Below are 16,078 nucleotides of genomic sequence, written 5' to 3' on the forward strand. Positions count from 1 at the left end.
GGCGACGCCTCCGACGAAGGGCCCGAGCTGAACGAGGGGGCCCTGCCCAACCGGCAGGAGGCAGGCGACGACGGCCGGGCGGTCGACGCCTACCGCGTCTTCACCACCGCGTTCGACGAGACCATCGACGCGGCCGAGCTGTGCGATCCGAACGAGCTGGAGCGGCTGAGGTCGCTGCTGGATCAGCAGCTGACGGCGCTGTCCTCGGTGGTGGCGCGGCTGGCCAACAAGCTGCAGCGGCGGCTGATGGCGCAGCAGAACCGCAGCTGGCATTTCGATCTCGAGGAGGGGGTGCTGGACACCGCCCGCCTGACCCGGATCGTCACCGACCCGACCAGCCCGCTGAGCTTCAAGGCCGAAAGCGAGAGCCCGTTCCGCGACACGGTCGTGACCCTGCTGCTGGACAACTCGGGCTCGATGCGCGGCCGGCCGATCATGGTGGCGGCGGTCTGCGCCGACATCCTGGCGCGGACGCTGGAGCGCTGCGGGGTGAAGGTCGAGATCCTGGGCTTCACCACCCGGGCGTGGAAGGGCGGCCTGTCGCGCGAAAGCTGGATCACCGCCGGGAAGCCGGCCAATCCGGGCCGCCTGAACGACCTGCGCCACATCATCTACAAGGCCGCCGACGCGCCCTGGCGCCGGGCCAAGAAGAACCTGGGCCTGATGATGCGCGAGGGCCTGCTGAAGGAGAACATCGACGGCGAGGCCCTGCTGTGGGCGCACGACCGGTTGATGGCCCGCCCTGAACAGCGGCGCATCCTGATGGTCATCTCCGATGGCTCGCCGGTCGACGACTCGACCCAGTCGGCCAATGCGGCCCTGTATCTGGACAAGCACCTGCGGCAGGTGATCGAGCAGCTGGAGACCAAGTCTTCGGTCGAGCTGCTGGCCATCGGCATCGGCCACGACGTGACCCGCTGGTATCGCCGCGCCCTGACCATCGTCGATGTGGAGCAGCTGGGCGGCGCCATGATCGAGAAGCTGGCCGAACTGTTCGACGCCCGGACCGAGCGCGCGACGACGCGCCGGAAGAGAGCGGCATGATCGCCCTGCGTGGCGGGATCGCCGCGCTTGCCCTGCTGGCCCTGTCGGCATGCGCCACGGTCACGATCCAGCCGCCGACGCCGAGCCCCCTGCCCGGCTGGACCGCGGCCGCGGCCGGCACCCGGGCGGTGAACCTGGGCCTGCCGGGAGGCGCGCGACTGGCGGACGGCGTCCGCTTCGCCGGCGGGATCGAGATCGTACTGGACGAGACCTCGCCCCTGCACAGCCTGTCGGACCTCAAGCTGGTGGACGGCGAGCACGGCTTCGTCAGCGTCACGGACGCCGGCGATCTGGTGCGCGGGCGCCTGCTGCTGGATCGGCGCGGCCGTCTGACCGGCGTTGAAGGCCTTCAGTATCGCCGCCTGACCCTGGCGGACGGCGCGCCCATCGTGGAGAAGGTCGACGGCGACGCGGAGGGGCTGCTGGTTTCCGCCTCGGGCGACCTGTTCGTCAGCTTCGAACGCCGTCACCGCCTCTGGAACTACGGGCCGCTGGACGCCCTGCGCGCGCGTCCGGCCGAGATGCGCCGCCCCGACGCCGATTTCCCTCTGAACGACGGGATGGAGGGTATTTCAGCCGGACCCGGCGGCGGCTGGCGCGTGTCGGGCGAGAACGGCGGCGTCTGGGACTGTCTTCCCGCCGCCTGCGCCGTCGTGACGCCGGTTCCGGCGACACCGGCCACCGACGCGGACTTCCGCATCACCGGCATGGATCGCGATCCGTCCGGCGCGGGCTACCTTGTGGTGCAGCGTCTGTTCCGGGCGCCGGCCGACGTCCGCGCCCATGTCCGCCATATGACGGAGGACGGAACCCTCGGCCCGGTGCTGGTCGAGCTGAAATTCCCGGGCACCACCGACAATTTCGAGGGTGTCGCCGCGGTCCGCCACGGCGACGTCGTCCGGCTGTACCTGCTGTCCGACGACAACGCCTCGGGCCAGCAGCGGACCCTGCTGCTGGCCTTCGACCTGCCCCCGACCCGGCGCTGACGGCGGACGCTCAGCTCCCGGCCGGGACCGTGCGGCAGCGGCGGACCGGGAAGCGGCGACCCGGCATCTCGACAAAGCGGCAGACCTGACGGGTCGGCGCCTCCTCGGCCGCCGGCTCGGCCTCCGCCTCGGGTTCAGGCTCGGGGGCCGATTCCGCCGGCGCCGGCGCGGGAGCCGGAGCGGCCGCGGGGGCCGACGGCGGCGCGGGGTTCAGGGTGGCGACCTGTACGACAGGCGCGGGCGTCTGCGACTGAAGCGCGGCGAAGAGGGCCAGAACGGCGATCAACATGGCTGGGCGTTCCCTGTGACGAAGGACGACCCGCCGAGGATGACTCAGCTTTTCGCGGTTGCAACATAATTGTTGCGCTCGCTCAGTATGCGGCCGGGGCAATCAGCGAAAAACTTGCGCGCAAATGCGCCCTAGACCCGCTCGCTGACCTTGATGGCCACCCGGCAGCCCGCCTTGATGACGGCGCTCAGCAGTTCGTAGGCGGGCGCGTCCCGGCTGCCGTGTTCGACGGCGTGGTCGTGGTGGGCCAGCTCTTCGTCCCGGAAGACCGTCAGTTCGGCGGCCAGGGCGGGGTCCTGATCCCGGACCTCGGCGATCTGGTCGGCGTAGTGCTCCTCGATCACGGCCTCGACCGCCTCGGTGCAGGCATGGGCGGCCTTCTCGCTGATCAGGGCCGTACCGGCGCCCAGCGTCAGGGCGGCCAGACGCCAGATCGGCGTCATCACCGTGGGGCGCACCCGCTCGGCGTTCAGCAGGGCGTTGAAGCGGTCCAGATGCACCTGCTCCTGACGGCCCATCTCCTCCATGTCGGCGGCGATGGCGTCCTTGCCCTTGCGACCGGCGAAGACCGCCTGCTGGGCGCGGTAGATGTGGACGGCGGCGTATTCGCCCGCGTGGTCGACGCGCAGGATTTCATCGCGCCGACGCTTGCTGGCGCCCCGGCCGGGACGCGGCAGGGGGATGCGGCGGGCGTCGTGGACGGAGTCCGACGGCGGGATCACGGGATCAGGGTCGCGGGGCGCGGGCATCCTTGGGCCTCTTGGCGGCGAGCAGGCTGAACACGGCAAGCGCGGCCGCGATCAGGGCGTTCCATCCTGCCATGCTGACGCCCAGGAAGCGCCAAGTCACCGCGTCGCACATGGCGACCTGCTTGACCGGCCCGGTTCCCATGGCGAGCGACGCCATGCTGGCCAGATCGACCGTGCCGCCCGCCATGCAGGTGGCCGGCAGGTCCCACCACTTCAGTTCACCACCCATGTGGAAGAAGGAGGTAATGGCGCCGGTGGCGAAGATGACGGCCAGCAGGAAGGCGGCGATGCGCGGCGTGCCGCGGCTGCCGCGGCTGACCACATGCCAGATGGTGGCGACCAGGGCGACGGCGGCGGCGCCCCAGTAGACCTCGCGCGCCTTGAGGCACAGGTTGCAGGGCGTCAGATCCCAGAGGACCTCGGAGGCGTGGGCGAAACCCAGCAGCGCCAGCGAGGCCACAAGGGCGAAAGCGGTCCACCACCGCGTCAGGAGTCGGTAAAAGCCTCTCATCGGACGACGTTCATAGCCGGGCCCGAGGCGTCCGTCGATTGGCTTAGAAGAGCAGCTTCACCGCGGCGAAGGCGCCGATCAGGACGACGAGACCGATCACCGTCCACAACGCCAGCCGCTTCTCGACCATTTCGAGCATGGCCGGGCCCCATTTCTTCAGGATCCAGGCCTCGGCGAAGAAGCGGCCGCCGCGGGTCACCACCGAGGCGGCGACGAAGACCGGGAAGCTGAAGGCGGCCAGACCCGAGGCGATGGTCACCAGCTTGTACGGGATGGGCGTCAGGCCCTTGACCAGGATCACCGCCAGCCCCCAGCGGTCGAACCAGTGCTGGAACTCGTCCAGCCCGTCCGAATGGCCAAGGATGCTCATCAGCCACAGGCCGACGTCGGTTAGGAAGAAGCCGATCGCATAGCCGGCGATGCCGCCCAGAACCGAGGCGACCGTACAGACCCCCGCGTAGAAATAGGCCTTCTCGGGCCGCGCCAGGATCATCGGCGCCAGCATGACGTCGGGCGGGATGGGGAAGAAGGAACTCTCGGCGAAGGACACGACCGCCAACGACTTGGTGGCGTGCTTGCTGCGGGCCAGCGAGAAGACCCAGTCGTAAAGCTTGCGAAGCATCAATCCTCCGGCGGAACGGCCGAATGTTCGCCTCTAGCCGATCCGGGGCCGCCGCGCATCCGCCGAAACGCCTGTTGAGTCGCCGTCGCGTCGATCCGCCGCTATAAGGCCGCCTCCGCCCAACTCCCCCTCGGATCGGAAGACCATGCGCTATCTGCACACCATGGTCCGCGTGACGGACCTCGACGCCTCCCTTCGCTTCTGGTGCGACCTGCTGGGTCTGCGGGAGATGCGGCGCATGGAGAACGAGAAGGGCCGCTTCACCCTGGTCTTCCTAGCCGCCCCGAAGGACGAGGCCCGCTCGGAGGCCGAACGGTCGCCCGAGGTCGAACTGACCTATAACTGGGACCCGGAAACCTACACCGGCGGCCGGAATTTCGGCCATCTGGCCTACAAGGTCGACGACATCTACGCCGCCTGCCAACGCCTCGCCGACGGCGGCGTGACCATCAACCGGCCGCCCCGCGACGGCCACATGGCCTTCGTACGGTCGCCCGACGGCATCTCGATCGAGCTGCTGCAGGAAGGCGAGCCGCTGGCGCCGGCCGAACCCTGGACCTCCATGCCGAACACCGGGAGCTGGTGATCTTGAACGCCCGTGCCGTCCTGCCCGTCCTGGGCCTGCTGGGCCTCGCGGCCTGCGCCTCGACCTCGGAAACCTATCCGTCGCGCACCGCGACCGAGCAGTTGCTCATCGCCCGCGCCGCCGACCGGGCGGTCGAGGGCCTGACCCTGCCGATCCCGGCGGGCTCACGCGTGTTCGTGGACGACACCTATTTCCGGGCCGAGAACAGCCCCTACGCCGTCAGCGCCATCCGCAACGCCCTGTCGGACGCCGGCTACGCCCTGGCCCCGAACAAGGCCGAGGCCGACGCGGTGTTCGAACTGCGCGTCGGCGCCCTGTCGCTGGAGCAGATGCGCCGCGTCTTCGGCCTGCCGGACATGCGGGTGCCGATCAACGAGAGCTTCAACGTCGTCTCCATTCCGGAGCTGTCGGTCTACAGCCGCCGCGACCGGATCGGCATCGCCGAGTTCTCGGGCTTCCTCTACGAGCCCAAGACCGGCGCCCCGCTCGGCGCCGTCCTGCCGATGACCGGCCAGTTCCGCATCCGCAGCCACAAGCTGCTGATGATCGTGGCCTGGGGCCAGCAGACCGTCGATCCGGGCGAACGCGACCCCGGCGACAGCTGGCGGCAGTTCTAGGGTCGGGCCGGTAGCAGGACCTTGCGCGCGCCCATCGTCTCGGGCGTCCGCACATCCCACGCCAGCCCCAGCCGCTCCAGAAGCTGGATGAAGCGGAAGCCCCAGTCGCTCTGACCGGGATACAGGCCGATCCTCGCCGAACCGGGGAAGGCGTGGTGGTTGTTGTGCCAGGCCTCGCCCATGGTCGGCAGGGCCGCCCAGGGCACGTCGTGCGCCTGCACCCCCGCGCCCTCGACCAGCCAGCTCTGCGGCCCGCGCCGGTGCGCCAGGTGGCCGACGAACCAGTGGCCGATCACCGAGGCGGACACCCGGGCGCAGACGCCCCAGACGACGAAGCCCCAGCCGCCCATCAGATACAGCCCGCCCGCGATGGGGACCTGCTGCAGCATCCATGTGCGCTCAAGGAAGCGGTAGAAGCGGTCGCGTCCAATCCGGCCCAGATCGAAGGCGGGCGGATGCGTCAGCTCCAGCCGACAGTGCATCTGCCAGACCGCGTCGATCAGCATGGGTCGGCGGTGGGCCAGATAGTCGTGGCAGTCGGCCTGGCGCTGGGCCCAGTCGCGCAGGTCGTGGGTGCGGATCATCCAGAACGGCCCGCTCATGCCCACGGCGGTCCCGATCCAGACCAGCACATGCTCCAGCCACAGCGGGCATTTGAAGCTGCCGTGGATCAGCCGCCGGTGAAACCCGACCGAATGGCCCAGCAGGATCGCCCCGCCTGTCGTCGCCACGAACACCGCCAGCGCGCCCGGACTGACCGTCAGCGGCCCCAGCACCAGCGCCCCCGCCAGCATGCCGCCGTTCCACAGCGAATGCGCCGGGTCCCAGACGACGCGCCCCTCGACCGGCGAACAGCCCGGCGTTTCGATCAGGCTGTTGACCGCGCAGGGGTCGTGATGATCGCCGCTCATGCGCCCCGCGCCTCGTCGTACCCCATCCGCCAGGCGGTATATCCGGCCGCCGCGCCTCCGACCGCTCCCGGAAGCGCGCTGGCCAGAACATGGAGCGCGCTGCCCATGTCCACGGTGAAGCGCCCGTCGGAAAACACGCCCCACAGGATCAGCGGCGTCGCGACCCCGGCGACGACCGCGCCCGCGATGATCGCGCTTCGGCGGTCCCGATACCCCATCCGGTGCAGAACAGCCCAGACAGGGCCTCCCACGATAAACAGGCCACCGACCCAGAACGGCAGGGTCGCCACCCCGATCAGGGCTCCGAACAGGACGCCGGGCACGCTTCCGAACAGGCCGATCACCGCCATCACCCCCGTCGCCGCGCCACACCCCACGACCCCCGCGACAAACAGGGCGATGGCCCCCAGTCCGGCCCGCGCCAGAAATCGTCTGCTGTCGGCCGCAACGGACATGTTCGCCTCTTCGATATTTAAGACATTACCTAAATACCAAATCGCTCCGCTGGCAAGTGGTTCGCAAATCGCTTAAATGTCGCAGCCATGCAGCGCGTGTTCGAAGCCCTCTCCTCCCAGGTCCGTCGCAAGATCCTGGCCTATCTCGCCCACACCGACCTGACGGCGGGCGAGATCGCGGCGCGGTTCGAGATCTCCAAGCCCGCGGTCAGCCAGCATCTGACCGTGCTGGAGAACGCCGGCCTCGTGACCAGCGAGAAGAAGGGCCAGTACGTCCACTACAGCCTCGTCCCCGACCATCTGGCCAACACCCTGAACAGCTATGCGCAGGAGGTCTGTCCGGTCTCCAAGCCGCTGAAGGCCGAGAGCGCGAAGATCGCGAAGTCTCGTAAGGACTGACCGTTCCGTAACTTGCGTCCCCGCCCGGGACCGTCGAAGGTCCGGGCCGCAAGTTCCGGGAGGGTTTCCATGCGTCGTCTGCTGATCTCCACCGCCGCGGTCGCGGCCCTGCTGACCGGCGCGCCCGCCGTGGGCGTCGCCCAGACCCCGGCGACGACGCAGGCCCAGGCGCAGTCCGAGGACGCCCGGCTCAACGCCTTCTTCGAGGAGGCCTTCCAGCAGTCACTGGCGCTGAGCCCGGAGGGCATGACCTCGCTGGGTCTGCGGACCGACTACGGCAAGCTGGACGACTATACCGACGCGGGCGCCGAACAGGCGCAGGCGCTGGCGGAGCAGCAGCTGGCGCGGATGAAGGCGGAGTTCGACTTCGACGCCCTGAGCCCCCAGAGCCAGGTCAGCTGGCGTCTGTTCGAGCATGCGGTCGTCGAGGGACGGCTGCAGCAGCAGTGGCGCGAGTGGGGCTATCAGTTCGCCGCCAACCGCAACCCGACCACCGGCCTGCCGGTCTTCCTGATCAATGAGCACGCGGTCGAAAGCGTGTCCGACGCCGAGGCCTATGTTTCGCGCCTGAAGGACAGCGAACGGGTGATGGGCGAGATCGCCGCCGAACTGCGCGAGCGCGCCGCCGCCGGGATCATCTCGCCGAACTTCGTGTTCGAGCCCTCCATCGCCAACACCCGCCGGGTGATCTCGGGCGCCCCGTTCGACGGCGGCGCGGACAACCCGGTCTGGGCCGACTTCCAGGAGAAGGTGGGCGCGCTGGAGACCGATCAGGCGACGAAGGACCGGCTGCTGGCCGAGGGCCGGGCGGCCCTGACCGGCGAATGGAAGCGCGGCTACGAGACCGTGCTGACGGCCCTGGCCGAGGTGCAGCAACAGGCGGCGGCCATGCCGGATCGCGACGCCGGCGTGTGGCGTCTGCCGAACGGCGAGGCCTATTACAACGCGCGCCTGCGCCTCTCGACCACCACCGACCTGACCGCCGACCAGATCCACCAGATCGGCCTGCAGGAGGTCGACCGGCTGCACGGCGAGATGCAGGCGATCATGGACCGGGTCGGCTTCACCGGCACGCTGCAGGAGTTCTTTGTCCTGCTGAAGACCGATCCGCGGTTCCAGTACCCGAACACCCCGGAGGGCAAGGCGCAGTACCTGGCCGACGCCCGGACCTATATCGCCCAGGTGATGGAGGCCGCCCCGCGCTGGTTCAGCGACCTGCCTGAAGCCGCGCTGGAAGTGCGGGCGGTGGAGGCGTGGCGGGAATCGACCGCCAGCATCGCCTTCTACAACGCCCCCGCGCCGGACGGCTCACGCCCGGGCATCTACTATGTGAACCTGTCGGACATGACCCAGGTGCTGAAGCCCCAGATCGAGGGCATCAGCTACCATGAGGGCGCGCCGGGCCATCACTTCCAGATCGCCTATGCGCAGGAGATGCAGGGCCTGCCGTCGTTCCGCCGCTTCGGCGGCTACGGCGCCTATGCCGAGGGTTGGGGCCTGTACGCCGAGCGACTGGGCAAGGAGATGGGATTCTACCAGGACCCGTATTCGGACTTCGGTCGTCTTTCGACCGAGCTGTGGCGGGCGGTGCGTCTGGTGACCGACACCGGCCTGCACGCCAAGCGCTGGAGCCGGGAACAGGCGATGGACTATTTCCGCCAGAACTCCCTGCTGTCGGAGCGCGACATCCAGAAGGAGGTCGAGCGCTACATCACCAATCCGGGTCAGGCGACCAGCTACAAGATCGGCGAGCTGAAGATCATGGAGCTGCGCCAGCGCGCGCAGGCGGCGCTGGGCGAGCGGTTCGACATCCGCGACTTCCACGCGGTGGTGCTGGGTTCGGGCTCGGTGCCGCTGGACGTGCTGGAGACGCAGGTCGACGCCTGGATCGCCGCGGGCGGGGGTGCGCCCCGCCTCTAGAGGCTCAGTGGGCTTCCGGCGGGCGGGCGGCCGGGCTGTGGTATTCGCTCTCGGCCTTCTTCTTTTTGCCGAGGGTGAATTTGCGGTCGCAGTAGCCGCACTCGACGAAGTCGTCCTCGCCCATGTCCATGTAGACCAGCGGGTGGCCGAGGGCGCCGCCGCCGCCGTCGCAGGCGACGCGCTTGGTCGTCACCACGATCTCTTCCGGCGGCGGGATGATCACGGAGGTGGGGCGCGACGACATTCGGCAGGCTCTGACTTGGCGATTGGGGCAGGCGCACATAGGTATGCGCGCGCGCTCCTTACCGTCAAACGGAGCCGCCTGAAACACCCGAAAGCGCCCGTATGACCGAGACCCAAGCCCTGCCCGTGAACGCCATCGAGGTTCGGGGGCTGGAAAAGACCTACGCCGGGACCAAGAAGTCGCCGGCCAAGACGGCCCTGCGCGGCGTCGATCTGGTCATTCCGCGCGGTTCGATGTTCGGCCTGCTGGGGCCGAACGGGGCGGGCAAGTCGACCCTGATCAACATCATCTCGGGCATCGTCAACAAGACCGGCGGCACGGTCTCGATCTGGGGCCGGGACATCGACAAGTCCCCGCGCGACGCCGCGGCGGCGCTGGGTGTGGTGCCGCAGGAGATCGTGGCCGACGTCTTCTTCACCCCGCGCGAGGCGCTGGAGGTGCAGGCGGGCTTCTACGGCGTGCCGAAGAACGAGCGCCGCTCGGATGAACTGCTGGCCGCGCTGGGCCTGTCGGACAAGGCCAACGCCTATGTCCGCGCCCTGTCCGGCGGGATGAAGCGCCGCCTGATGGTGGCCAAGGCGCTGGTGCACAATCCGCCGATCCTGATCCTCGATGAACCGACCGCCGGCGTGGACGTCGAGCTGCGCCGCCAGCTGTGGGAGTACGTCCGCAAGATCAACGCCGAGGGCGTGACCATCCTGCTGACCACCCACTACCTCGAGGAAGCGCAGGAGCTCTGCGACACCATCGCCATCATGAACCGGGGGCAGGTGGTCGCCTGCGAGCCGACGCCGCAACTGCTGCGCCGGCTGGACACCCGCAACGTCGTGGTGACGCCCGAGGGCGAGCTGAACGGCGTGCCGACCGTGGCCGGCTTTGACGTGGTCCCCCGCCCCAACGGCGCCTTCGCCATCAGCTACAAGAAGGGTCAGTCGTCGGTGGAGCAGGTGTTGGCCGCCGTGCGCGCGGCCGGCGTGACCATCGCCGACATCTCGACCGAGGACCCGGATCTGGAAGACGTCTTCCTGGCCCTGACCTATGGGGACGAGACGCAGGTGAGTCCGACGAAAGATTAGGTTTCAGGAGCGAGGTTTCAGGTTTCAGGGCGCGTCTGACGCCCGCCCCCCTGAAACCCAGAACCCAGGGCCTGGAACCTAAACGACCATCACCGTTCCGATCAGCAGGCGCGCGCCGGCGCGGCCCATGACGGTGTTGGTGGCGCCCTGGAGGGCGGCGACGAGGCGCTCGATGTCCGGCGGGGCGCCGGGCAGGAGCATGCCCGCCTGCTGCTGGACGACCTGGGCGTAGGCGGCGCGCAGGCGCGGGGCCGACTGGGCGACCCGGGTGCGCAGGGCGGCGTCGGGCGTGTCCACCCCGATCTCGACCGTCATCACGCCCAGCCCTCCGCCGGGACGACGAACATTGCCGGTGACCGTCGGCAGGCCGAGATAGCTGTTGCCCGACGACCCTCCGCCCCCGCCCGACGAGGCGACGGCCGGAGAGGCTGTGGCGGCGGTGGCGACGGCGGCAAGGCCGAGAAGGGCGCGACGATCCATGCGCCTCCCTGCCACGACCGGTTTTAAAACGGCGTTACAGCGGGCCGTCCCACGGCAGTTGCGGATAACGGACGCGCGCCGCGTCCTCGGGCAGGGTCTCCAGAAGCCGGCCGCTTTCCGTGTCGGCGATCGCCAGAACGGCGGTGACGGCGTTCCAGTGGCAGTCACCGGTCTCACGGCGAGCCATGGCCAGCACATAGACCTGCCGGCCGCCGTCGGCCCAGGCGAGCCCCCAGGTGGTGGCGTCCGGTTCGGGGACGACGGCGCAGCCGTTCAGCCGTCCGAGCTCGGCCACGGCGGCGCGATGGATTTCCGTCCGCTCGGTTCCGACGCCGTTGGAGGCGATGTCGAACAGGCGGAAGGTGCTCCAGGCGGCGCTGCCCGAGTCGTTGATGAACAGGCGGCGCGAATCCGGCGCCCAGGACGCCCTGGACGTCAGCCGGATGCGCGCCATTTCATTGCGATTGAAGAAGCCCGCGCTGAGCAGGACCTCGCCGTCACCCTTGGACACCAGCCGCATCGAGCTGTTCGGGGCCAGGACGGCAGTCTCCATGTCCGCTTCCAGCAGCGTCGTCTGCGTCGGTTCGGGCGGGGCGACCATCGGCACCTTTCCCCCGGAGCATCCGGCGAGCGACAGGACGAGAGCGGCGGGCAGGAGCGAACGAAGCATCGGCAAGGCTTAGCCGCAGAACCCCGCTTCGTCATCCGCCCCTTCCGCCCGGCGAGCGGGGTTTCTAGACAGGGGCCATGGCCGAGCCACGCGAGATCGACACCGGACTGGACGGCTTCCGCCTGTGGCCCGGCGCGCTGGATCCGGCGGCGCAGGCCGCGCTGCTGGCGGAGGTCCGGGCGGCGGTGGCCGCCAGCCCCTTCTATCGTCCGGTCACGCCGGGCGGACGGCCGTTCTCGGTGCGGATGACCAACCTCGGGCCGCTGGGCTGGGTGTCCGATCGCGACGGCTACCGGTACCAGCCGACCCATCCGGTCACGGGGCAGGCCTGGCCCGCCATCCCGGACATCCTGCTGGATCTCTGGCGGGACCTGACCGGCCGGGCGACGCCGCCGGACGCCTGTCTGGTCAACCTGTACCGGGACGATGCGAAGATGGGCCTGCATCAGGATCGGGACGAGGCGGACCTGACCGCGCCGGTGCTGTCGGTGTCGCTGGGCGACACGGCGATGTTCCGGATCGGCCCGGCTTCCGGAGGGGCGACGCGGACGTTCCGGCTGGCGTCGGGCGACATTTGCGCCCTGACCGGGCCCGCGCGGCTGGCCCGGCACGGCATCGACCGGCTGCTGCCGGGCTCGTCACGGCTGCTGGACGGCGGCGGACGGATCAACCTGACCCTGCGCGTCGCGGGCGGGGCGGCCGGACAGACTTCACGGTAATCGTGACTCGACGGCGCAGGGGGCCGCGCCCACTGTCCGCCCACCCAGAAACGGAGCTCGCCCATGACGCTGATCCGCCCCGAAGGTCCGCAGGCCGAAGACATGATCCTGAACCGCCGCACCCTGGGCGCGGGCGCCGTCGGGGGCCTGTTCTTCGCCGGCTACGCCCCGGCCGCCCTGGCGGCTCAGGCCCATCCGGTCAGCACGGACGCGGCGGGGCTGGAGACGGCGGACGTGACCTATCCGGCGCCGGACGGGTTCGAACTGCCCGCCTATGTGGCGCGCCCGGCCGGCGACGGCCCCTTCCCGGTGGTGATCGTGGTGTCCGAGATTTTCGGCGTGCACGAGTACATCCGCGACATCTGCCGCCGTCTGGCCAAGGCAGGTTACGCGGCCATCGCCCCGGCCTTCTTCGTCCGGGTCGAGGACCCCGCGCCGCTGTCGGACATGAGCCGCATCATGCAGATCGTCTCGGCGGCGGGCTACGAGCAAGTGATGGGCGACATCTCGGCCACGCTCGACTGGGTCAGCCAGCAGCTCTGGGCCGACGGCGACAAGGTGGGCATCACCGGCTGGTGCTGGGGCGGCAAGGTGGTCTGGCAGGCCTGCGCGCGCTTCGCCGTCATCGACGCCGGGGTCGCCTGGTACGGCCGCCTCGCCCCGGCGGCCAACGCCACCCCGGCCCAGGTGTCGGGCGGCCAGCCCTGGCCGGTGGACCTGGCCGATGATCTCAAGTCACCGGTGCTCGGCCTGTACGGCGAGGTCGATCAGGGAATCCCCCTGCCCAGCGTCGAGGCCATGCGCAGCGCCCTGGCCCGGGCGGGCCAGACCTCCAGCGAGATCATCGTCTACCCCGGCGCCCCGCACGGCTTCCACGCCGACTATCGCGACAGCTACCGGGCGGCGGACGCCGCCGACGGCTGGGCCAAGCTGCTGGCCTTCTTCGGACCCCGGCTGAAGGGGTGAAAAGTGGATGGTGGGTCGTGAGTAGGGAAGGAGCGGGCGGCGGCTGCCTTGCGGCCCCACCACTCACGACTCACTCTTCACCACTCACCGCTCAGGCCTTGCTGTCGAAATTCCCGCCGGTGGCCTGCGCCGCCTGATAGGCCGCATTGCCCGCCGCGGCGCCGGAGCCCTTGGCGGCGACGACCACCATGGCCGGGCGCACGGTGCGGCCGAACAGGGCGTAGCCGGCCTGCAGGGTCTGGATCACCTGACCGCCCTGCACCGTCTCGGAGGGCTGCTCCATCATCGCCTGATGCAGGTGCGGGTCGAAGACCTCGCCCGCCTCGGGCGCGACGCGCTTCAGGTTGTTGGCCTCAAAGGCCGAGAACAGGGCCTTCTGGGTCAGCTCCAGACCCGAGACCAGACCGGCGGCGGCGCCGTCCGCATCCTTGGGCGCGGCCTGGATGGCGCGTTCCAGATTGTCGGCCACCACCAGCAGGTCGCGGGCGAACTTCTGGATGGCGTAGGCGCGGGCGTCGTTGTTCTGGGTCTCGGCGCGGCGCTTGATGTTCTCGGATTCGGCGACGGCGCGCAGGGCGCGGTCCTTCCACTGGTCACGCTCGGCGATCACCGCATCCAGCGGGGCCAGGTCGTCCTCGCCGGAGAAGCCCTCGGCCTCGGCGAGGTCGGCGTCCAGCTCGGTTTCGGGATCGTAGTCGGGGGTGTCGTTCACGTGTCTTGTCCGTCCAGCATCCGGCCCAGCACCCGGGCGGTATAGTCCACCAACGGAATGACTCGGGCGTAGTTCAGTCGCGCGGGGCCGATGACGCCGATGGCGCCGAGGACCCGCTGTCGGCCGCTCATATAGGGCGCCGCGATCACGGCGGAACCCGAAAGTGAGAACAGTCGTGTTTCCGCGCCGATAAAGATGCGCACGCCCTGGGCCGAGGAAACCCCGTCGAGGAGGCCGATCAGCTGTTCCTTCTGCTCCAGGTCGTCGAACAGCACCCGGACCTTTTCCAGATCCTCCATCGCCCCGGGGTCCTGCAGCAGGTTGGCGCGGCCGCGAACGATCAGGGCCCGTTCCCGCTCGGCTCCGCCGGACCAGGCGGCCAGCCCGTCCTCGACCAGACGGGCGGCGGTCGCATCCAGCTCGCGCCGGGCGACGTCCAGCTCGGTGCGCATCTCGGTGCGCGCCTCATGCAGCGGACGGCCGCGCAGGCGGGCGTTCAGGAAGTTCGACGCCTCCTGCAGGGTCGAGGGGGTCACCCCGGCCTTCAACGGCATCAACCGGTTCTCGACCGTGCCGTCGTCGCCGACCAGAACCGCCAGCGCCTGATCATGACCGAGGGCCACGAACTCCACATGCTTGACCCCGGCGTCGCGCACGGGGCTGGCCACGATCGAGGCCCCGCCCGCCAGACCGGACAGCAGGGACGACGCCTCGTTCAGCGCCTCCTCGAAGCTGCGGCCTCGCCCGGCAAGACGGGCGTCGATCTCGCGCCGCTCTTCCCGGGAGATGTCGCCGATCTCCAGCAGGCCATCGACGAACAGCCGCAGCCCCGCGTGGGTCGGGATCCGCCCCGCCGAGGTGTGCGGCGAGGCCAGCAGGCCCGCCAGCGTCAGGTCCTGCATGGTGTTGCGGATCGAGGCGGGCGACAGGCTGATCCCGCTCATCGACAGGGTCCGCGACCCCACCGGTTCGCCGGTCTGCAGATAGCTTTCGACGATCCGCCGGAAGATGTCGCGGGCGCGCTGGTCCAGCCCGGCCATGCCCGGCGCGCCCGGGGTCAGAAGGGGGGAGGTCATGCGATGCTCCCGGGCCAGCGGTAGTGGCCCGCCGCCGCGCGCCGGAAGCCCATGGGACCAAGGCCGTGCTGAACCACGCCCTGCCCGAAATTATGCAGGATCACCGGGCTCTTCCCGCCCCGCGTGACAAGGGCGATATGGGTCGTGCCGCTGGCCTCGAGCCAGGTCAGGATGTCCCCGGTCCGAAGCTCCCCCGGGAAGTCGGCGCCGTTCGTCCGTCGATCATCGGCCCGCCAGAGCTCGGCTCCCGCCCGCTTGAAATAGGTCTCCAGATTGCGCACCCGGCGATGGTCGACGTTCACGTCCGGCCCGTCCAGCCCCCAGATCGACGGATAGGCGTCGAAGGCCTTGGTCATGTCCTCGTGGACCAGCTTCTGGAGGTCGAGCGCCAACCCGTCCCGGGCCGCCCGCACGATCACATCGCAGCAGGCGCCGGTCTTCCGCGGCAGGTCGCCGCCGGGGTAGGCCAGACGATGGTAGCCGGCGTCATAGTCGGTCGTGACGCCCAACTGGTCCTGCGCGGCCCGGGCCATGGCGGCGGGCGTGCCGGGCGCCGCATCGATGCGCAGACGCCCCGTGCAACCGCCGAGCAACGTCAGCGCCCCTCCGCCGACAAGCAGGAGACGTCGATCGATGCGCGGGGCGGGGGCATACAGGCTCACGGTTTCAGGATAAGCACCGCCGCGACGGCTTCCAAGGACCACCATCATGACCACCGCCCGCAACGAACGGCCGATCAACCGCTGGATCTCCTGCGTCCGCCCCGTCTGCTTGCCCGAGGCCGCCTCGCGCCGGCCGCGGGTGTGGGTGGCGCGGGGCAGCATGCCGTATTCGGCCGTGACCCAGCCCTGCCCCTTGCCGCGCATCCAGCCGGGCACGTTCTCCTCCACCGAGGCGGTGCACAGCACGCGGGTCTGGCCGAACTCGATGAGCACGGAGCCTTCGGCATGCAGGGTGAAGCCGCGCGTGATCCGCACGGGGCGCAACTGGTCGGCGGCACGGCCGCCGGTTCGGACGAACTGGGACATCCGCCCATTCTCGCAGGC

At 69.8% G+C, this 16,078-nt stretch carries 21 protein-coding genes and 1 pseudogene; 9 read left to right on the plus strand and 13 right to left on the minus strand.

The window, feature by feature from the left end:
* Together VGE03_RS07095 and VGE03_RS07100 are read left to right on the plus strand one after the other, a co-directional pair.
* Positions 1–1,044, plus strand: a 1,044-nt coding sequence (locus VGE03_RS07095; RefSeq protein WP_414644905.1) for a cobaltochelatase CobT-related protein, incomplete at its 5' end; no start/stop codon positions are given.
* On the plus strand, positions 1,041–2,030 hold the full coding sequence (locus tag VGE03_RS07100) for an esterase-like activity of phytase family protein (RefSeq protein ID WP_331045777.1): 990 nt from the start codon (positions 1,041–1,043) through the stop codon (positions 2,028–2,030). The genes VGE03_RS07095 and VGE03_RS07100, both read left to right, overlap by 4 nt.
* Before the next feature lie 10 nt (positions 2,031–2,040).
* On the opposite strand, the gene VGE03_RS07105 is transcribed toward VGE03_RS07100, so the two are convergent.
* From VGE03_RS07105 to VGE03_RS07120, 4 genes are all read right to left on the minus strand, one after another.
* Positions 2,041–2,319, minus strand: coding sequence for a hypothetical protein (locus VGE03_RS07105; RefSeq protein WP_331045778.1), 279 nt, complete (start codon positions 2,317–2,319; stop codon positions 2,041–2,043).
* A 131-nt stretch (positions 2,320–2,450) separates the two neighbouring features.
* Complete coding sequence (locus tag VGE03_RS07110) at positions 2,451–3,068, minus strand: demethoxyubiquinone hydroxylase family protein (protein WP_331045779.1); 618 nt, start codon at positions 3,066–3,068, stop codon at positions 2,451–2,453.
* Entirely contained in the window at positions 3,046–3,579 is a 534-nt protein-coding gene (locus VGE03_RS07115) for a disulfide bond formation protein B (protein WP_331045780.1), read from the minus strand. The genes VGE03_RS07110 and VGE03_RS07115 overlap by 23 nt, the downstream gene beginning before the upstream one ends.
* A 43-nt stretch (positions 3,580–3,622) precedes the next feature.
* Positions 3,623–4,201 (minus strand): YqaA family protein, encoded by a 579-nt coding sequence (locus VGE03_RS07120; RefSeq protein WP_331045781.1) that lies wholly within the window; start codon positions 4,199–4,201, stop codon positions 3,623–3,625.
* Between the two features lie 145 nt (positions 4,202–4,346).
* Between VGE03_RS07120 and VGE03_RS07125 the strand changes: the two genes are divergently transcribed.
* Complete coding sequence (locus tag VGE03_RS07125) at positions 4,347–4,787, plus strand: VOC family protein (protein ID WP_331045782.1); 441 nt, start codon at positions 4,347–4,349, stop codon at positions 4,785–4,787.
* A complete protein-coding gene (locus VGE03_RS07130) occupies positions 4,784–5,404 on the plus strand; it encodes a DUF6655 family protein (protein WP_331045783.1) in 621 nt (206 codons plus the stop codon). The genes VGE03_RS07125 and VGE03_RS07130 overlap by 4 nt, the downstream gene beginning before the upstream one ends.
* Here the strand turns inward: VGE03_RS07130 and VGE03_RS07135 are convergent.
* Positions 5,401–6,315, minus strand: coding sequence for an acyl-CoA desaturase (locus tag VGE03_RS07135; protein ID WP_331045784.1), 915 nt, complete (start codon positions 6,313–6,315; stop codon positions 5,401–5,403). The two genes, VGE03_RS07130 and VGE03_RS07135, sit on opposite strands and share 4 nt — an antisense overlap.
* Positions 6,312–6,770 (minus strand): hypothetical protein, encoded by a 459-nt coding sequence (locus tag VGE03_RS07140; protein WP_331045785.1) that lies wholly within the window; start codon positions 6,768–6,770, stop codon positions 6,312–6,314. The genes VGE03_RS07135 and VGE03_RS07140 overlap by 4 nt, the downstream gene beginning before the upstream one ends.
* An 87-nt stretch (positions 6,771–6,857) precedes the next feature.
* On the opposite strand from VGE03_RS07140, the gene VGE03_RS07145 reads away from it, so the two are divergent.
* Both VGE03_RS07145 and VGE03_RS07150 read left to right on the plus strand, forming a co-directional pair.
* Positions 6,858–7,169 (plus strand): metalloregulator ArsR/SmtB family transcription factor, encoded by a 312-nt coding sequence (locus VGE03_RS07145; RefSeq protein WP_331045786.1) that lies wholly within the window; start codon positions 6,858–6,860, stop codon positions 7,167–7,169.
* Positions 7,170–7,238: 69 nt separating this feature from the next.
* A complete protein-coding gene (locus tag VGE03_RS07150) occupies positions 7,239–9,089 on the plus strand; it encodes a DUF885 domain-containing protein (protein ID WP_331045787.1) in 1,851 nt (616 codons plus the stop codon).
* 4 nt (positions 9,090–9,093) lie between these two features.
* Here VGE03_RS07150 and VGE03_RS07155 read toward each other — a convergent pair whose 3' ends face one another.
* Positions 9,094–9,333, minus strand: coding sequence for a zinc-finger domain-containing protein (locus VGE03_RS07155; protein ID WP_331045788.1), 240 nt, complete (start codon positions 9,331–9,333; stop codon positions 9,094–9,096).
* A 101-nt stretch (positions 9,334–9,434) separates the two neighbouring features.
* On the opposite strand from VGE03_RS07155, the gene VGE03_RS07160 reads away from it, so the two are divergent.
* The gene (locus tag VGE03_RS07160) at positions 9,435–10,409 is read left to right on the plus strand and encodes an ABC transporter ATP-binding protein (RefSeq protein ID WP_331045789.1); all 975 of its coding nucleotides are present in this window, start codon (positions 9,435–9,437) and stop codon (positions 10,407–10,409) included.
* A gap of 78 nt (positions 10,410–10,487) precedes the next feature.
* On the opposite strand, the gene VGE03_RS07165 is transcribed toward VGE03_RS07160, so the two are convergent.
* Positions 10,488–10,889 carry a Tat pathway signal protein gene (locus VGE03_RS07165; RefSeq protein ID WP_331045790.1) on the minus strand — a complete coding sequence of 134 codons (402 nt, stop codon included), beginning with the start codon at positions 10,887–10,889 and terminating at the stop codon, positions 10,488–10,490.
* Positions 10,890–10,923: 34 nt separating this feature from the next.
* Positions 10,924–11,559 carry a hypothetical protein gene (locus VGE03_RS07170; protein ID WP_331045791.1) on the minus strand — a complete coding sequence of 212 codons (636 nt, stop codon included), beginning with the start codon at positions 11,557–11,559 and terminating at the stop codon, positions 10,924–10,926.
* Between the two features lie 77 nt (positions 11,560–11,636).
* Between VGE03_RS07170 and VGE03_RS07175 the strand changes: the two genes are divergently transcribed.
* Together VGE03_RS07175 and VGE03_RS07180 are read left to right on the plus strand one after the other, a co-directional pair.
* A complete protein-coding gene (locus VGE03_RS07175) occupies positions 11,637–12,278 on the plus strand; it encodes an alpha-ketoglutarate-dependent dioxygenase AlkB (protein ID WP_331045792.1) in 642 nt (213 codons plus the stop codon).
* 63 nt (positions 12,279–12,341) lie between these two features.
* Positions 12,342–13,244, plus strand: coding sequence for a dienelactone hydrolase family protein (locus tag VGE03_RS07180; RefSeq protein ID WP_331045793.1), 903 nt, complete (start codon positions 12,342–12,344; stop codon positions 13,242–13,244).
* Between the two features lie 91 nt (positions 13,245–13,335).
* Here VGE03_RS07180 and grpE read toward each other — a convergent pair whose 3' ends face one another.
* The 4 genes and pseudogenes from grpE to rph form a co-directional block, all read right to left on the minus strand.
* Positions 13,336–13,956, minus strand: a complete 621-nt coding sequence (gene grpE / locus VGE03_RS07185) for a nucleotide exchange factor GrpE (protein ID WP_414644906.1) — start codon at positions 13,954–13,956, stop codon at positions 13,336–13,338.
* Positions 13,953–15,032 carry a heat-inducible transcriptional repressor HrcA gene (hrcA, locus tag VGE03_RS07190; protein WP_331045794.1) on the minus strand — a complete coding sequence of 360 codons (1,080 nt, stop codon included), beginning with the start codon at positions 15,030–15,032 and terminating at the stop codon, positions 13,953–13,955. Before hrcA ends, grpE begins: the two co-directional genes overlap by 4 nt.
* A complete protein-coding gene (locus tag VGE03_RS07195) occupies positions 15,029–15,742 on the minus strand; it encodes a DUF1287 domain-containing protein (protein WP_331045796.1) in 714 nt (237 codons plus the stop codon). Before VGE03_RS07195 ends, hrcA begins: the two co-directional genes overlap by 4 nt.
* A pseudogene (rph, locus tag VGE03_RS07200) lies at positions 15,716–16,060 on the minus strand (ribonuclease PH); the annotation flags it as partial. The pseudogene rph and the gene VGE03_RS07195, both read right to left, overlap by 27 nt.
* Between the last annotated feature and the right edge of the window lie 18 nt (positions 16,061–16,078).

Source organism: Brevundimonas sp. (assembly GCF_036400995.1).
GTDB lineage: Bacteria > Pseudomonadota > Alphaproteobacteria > Caulobacterales > Caulobacteraceae > Brevundimonas.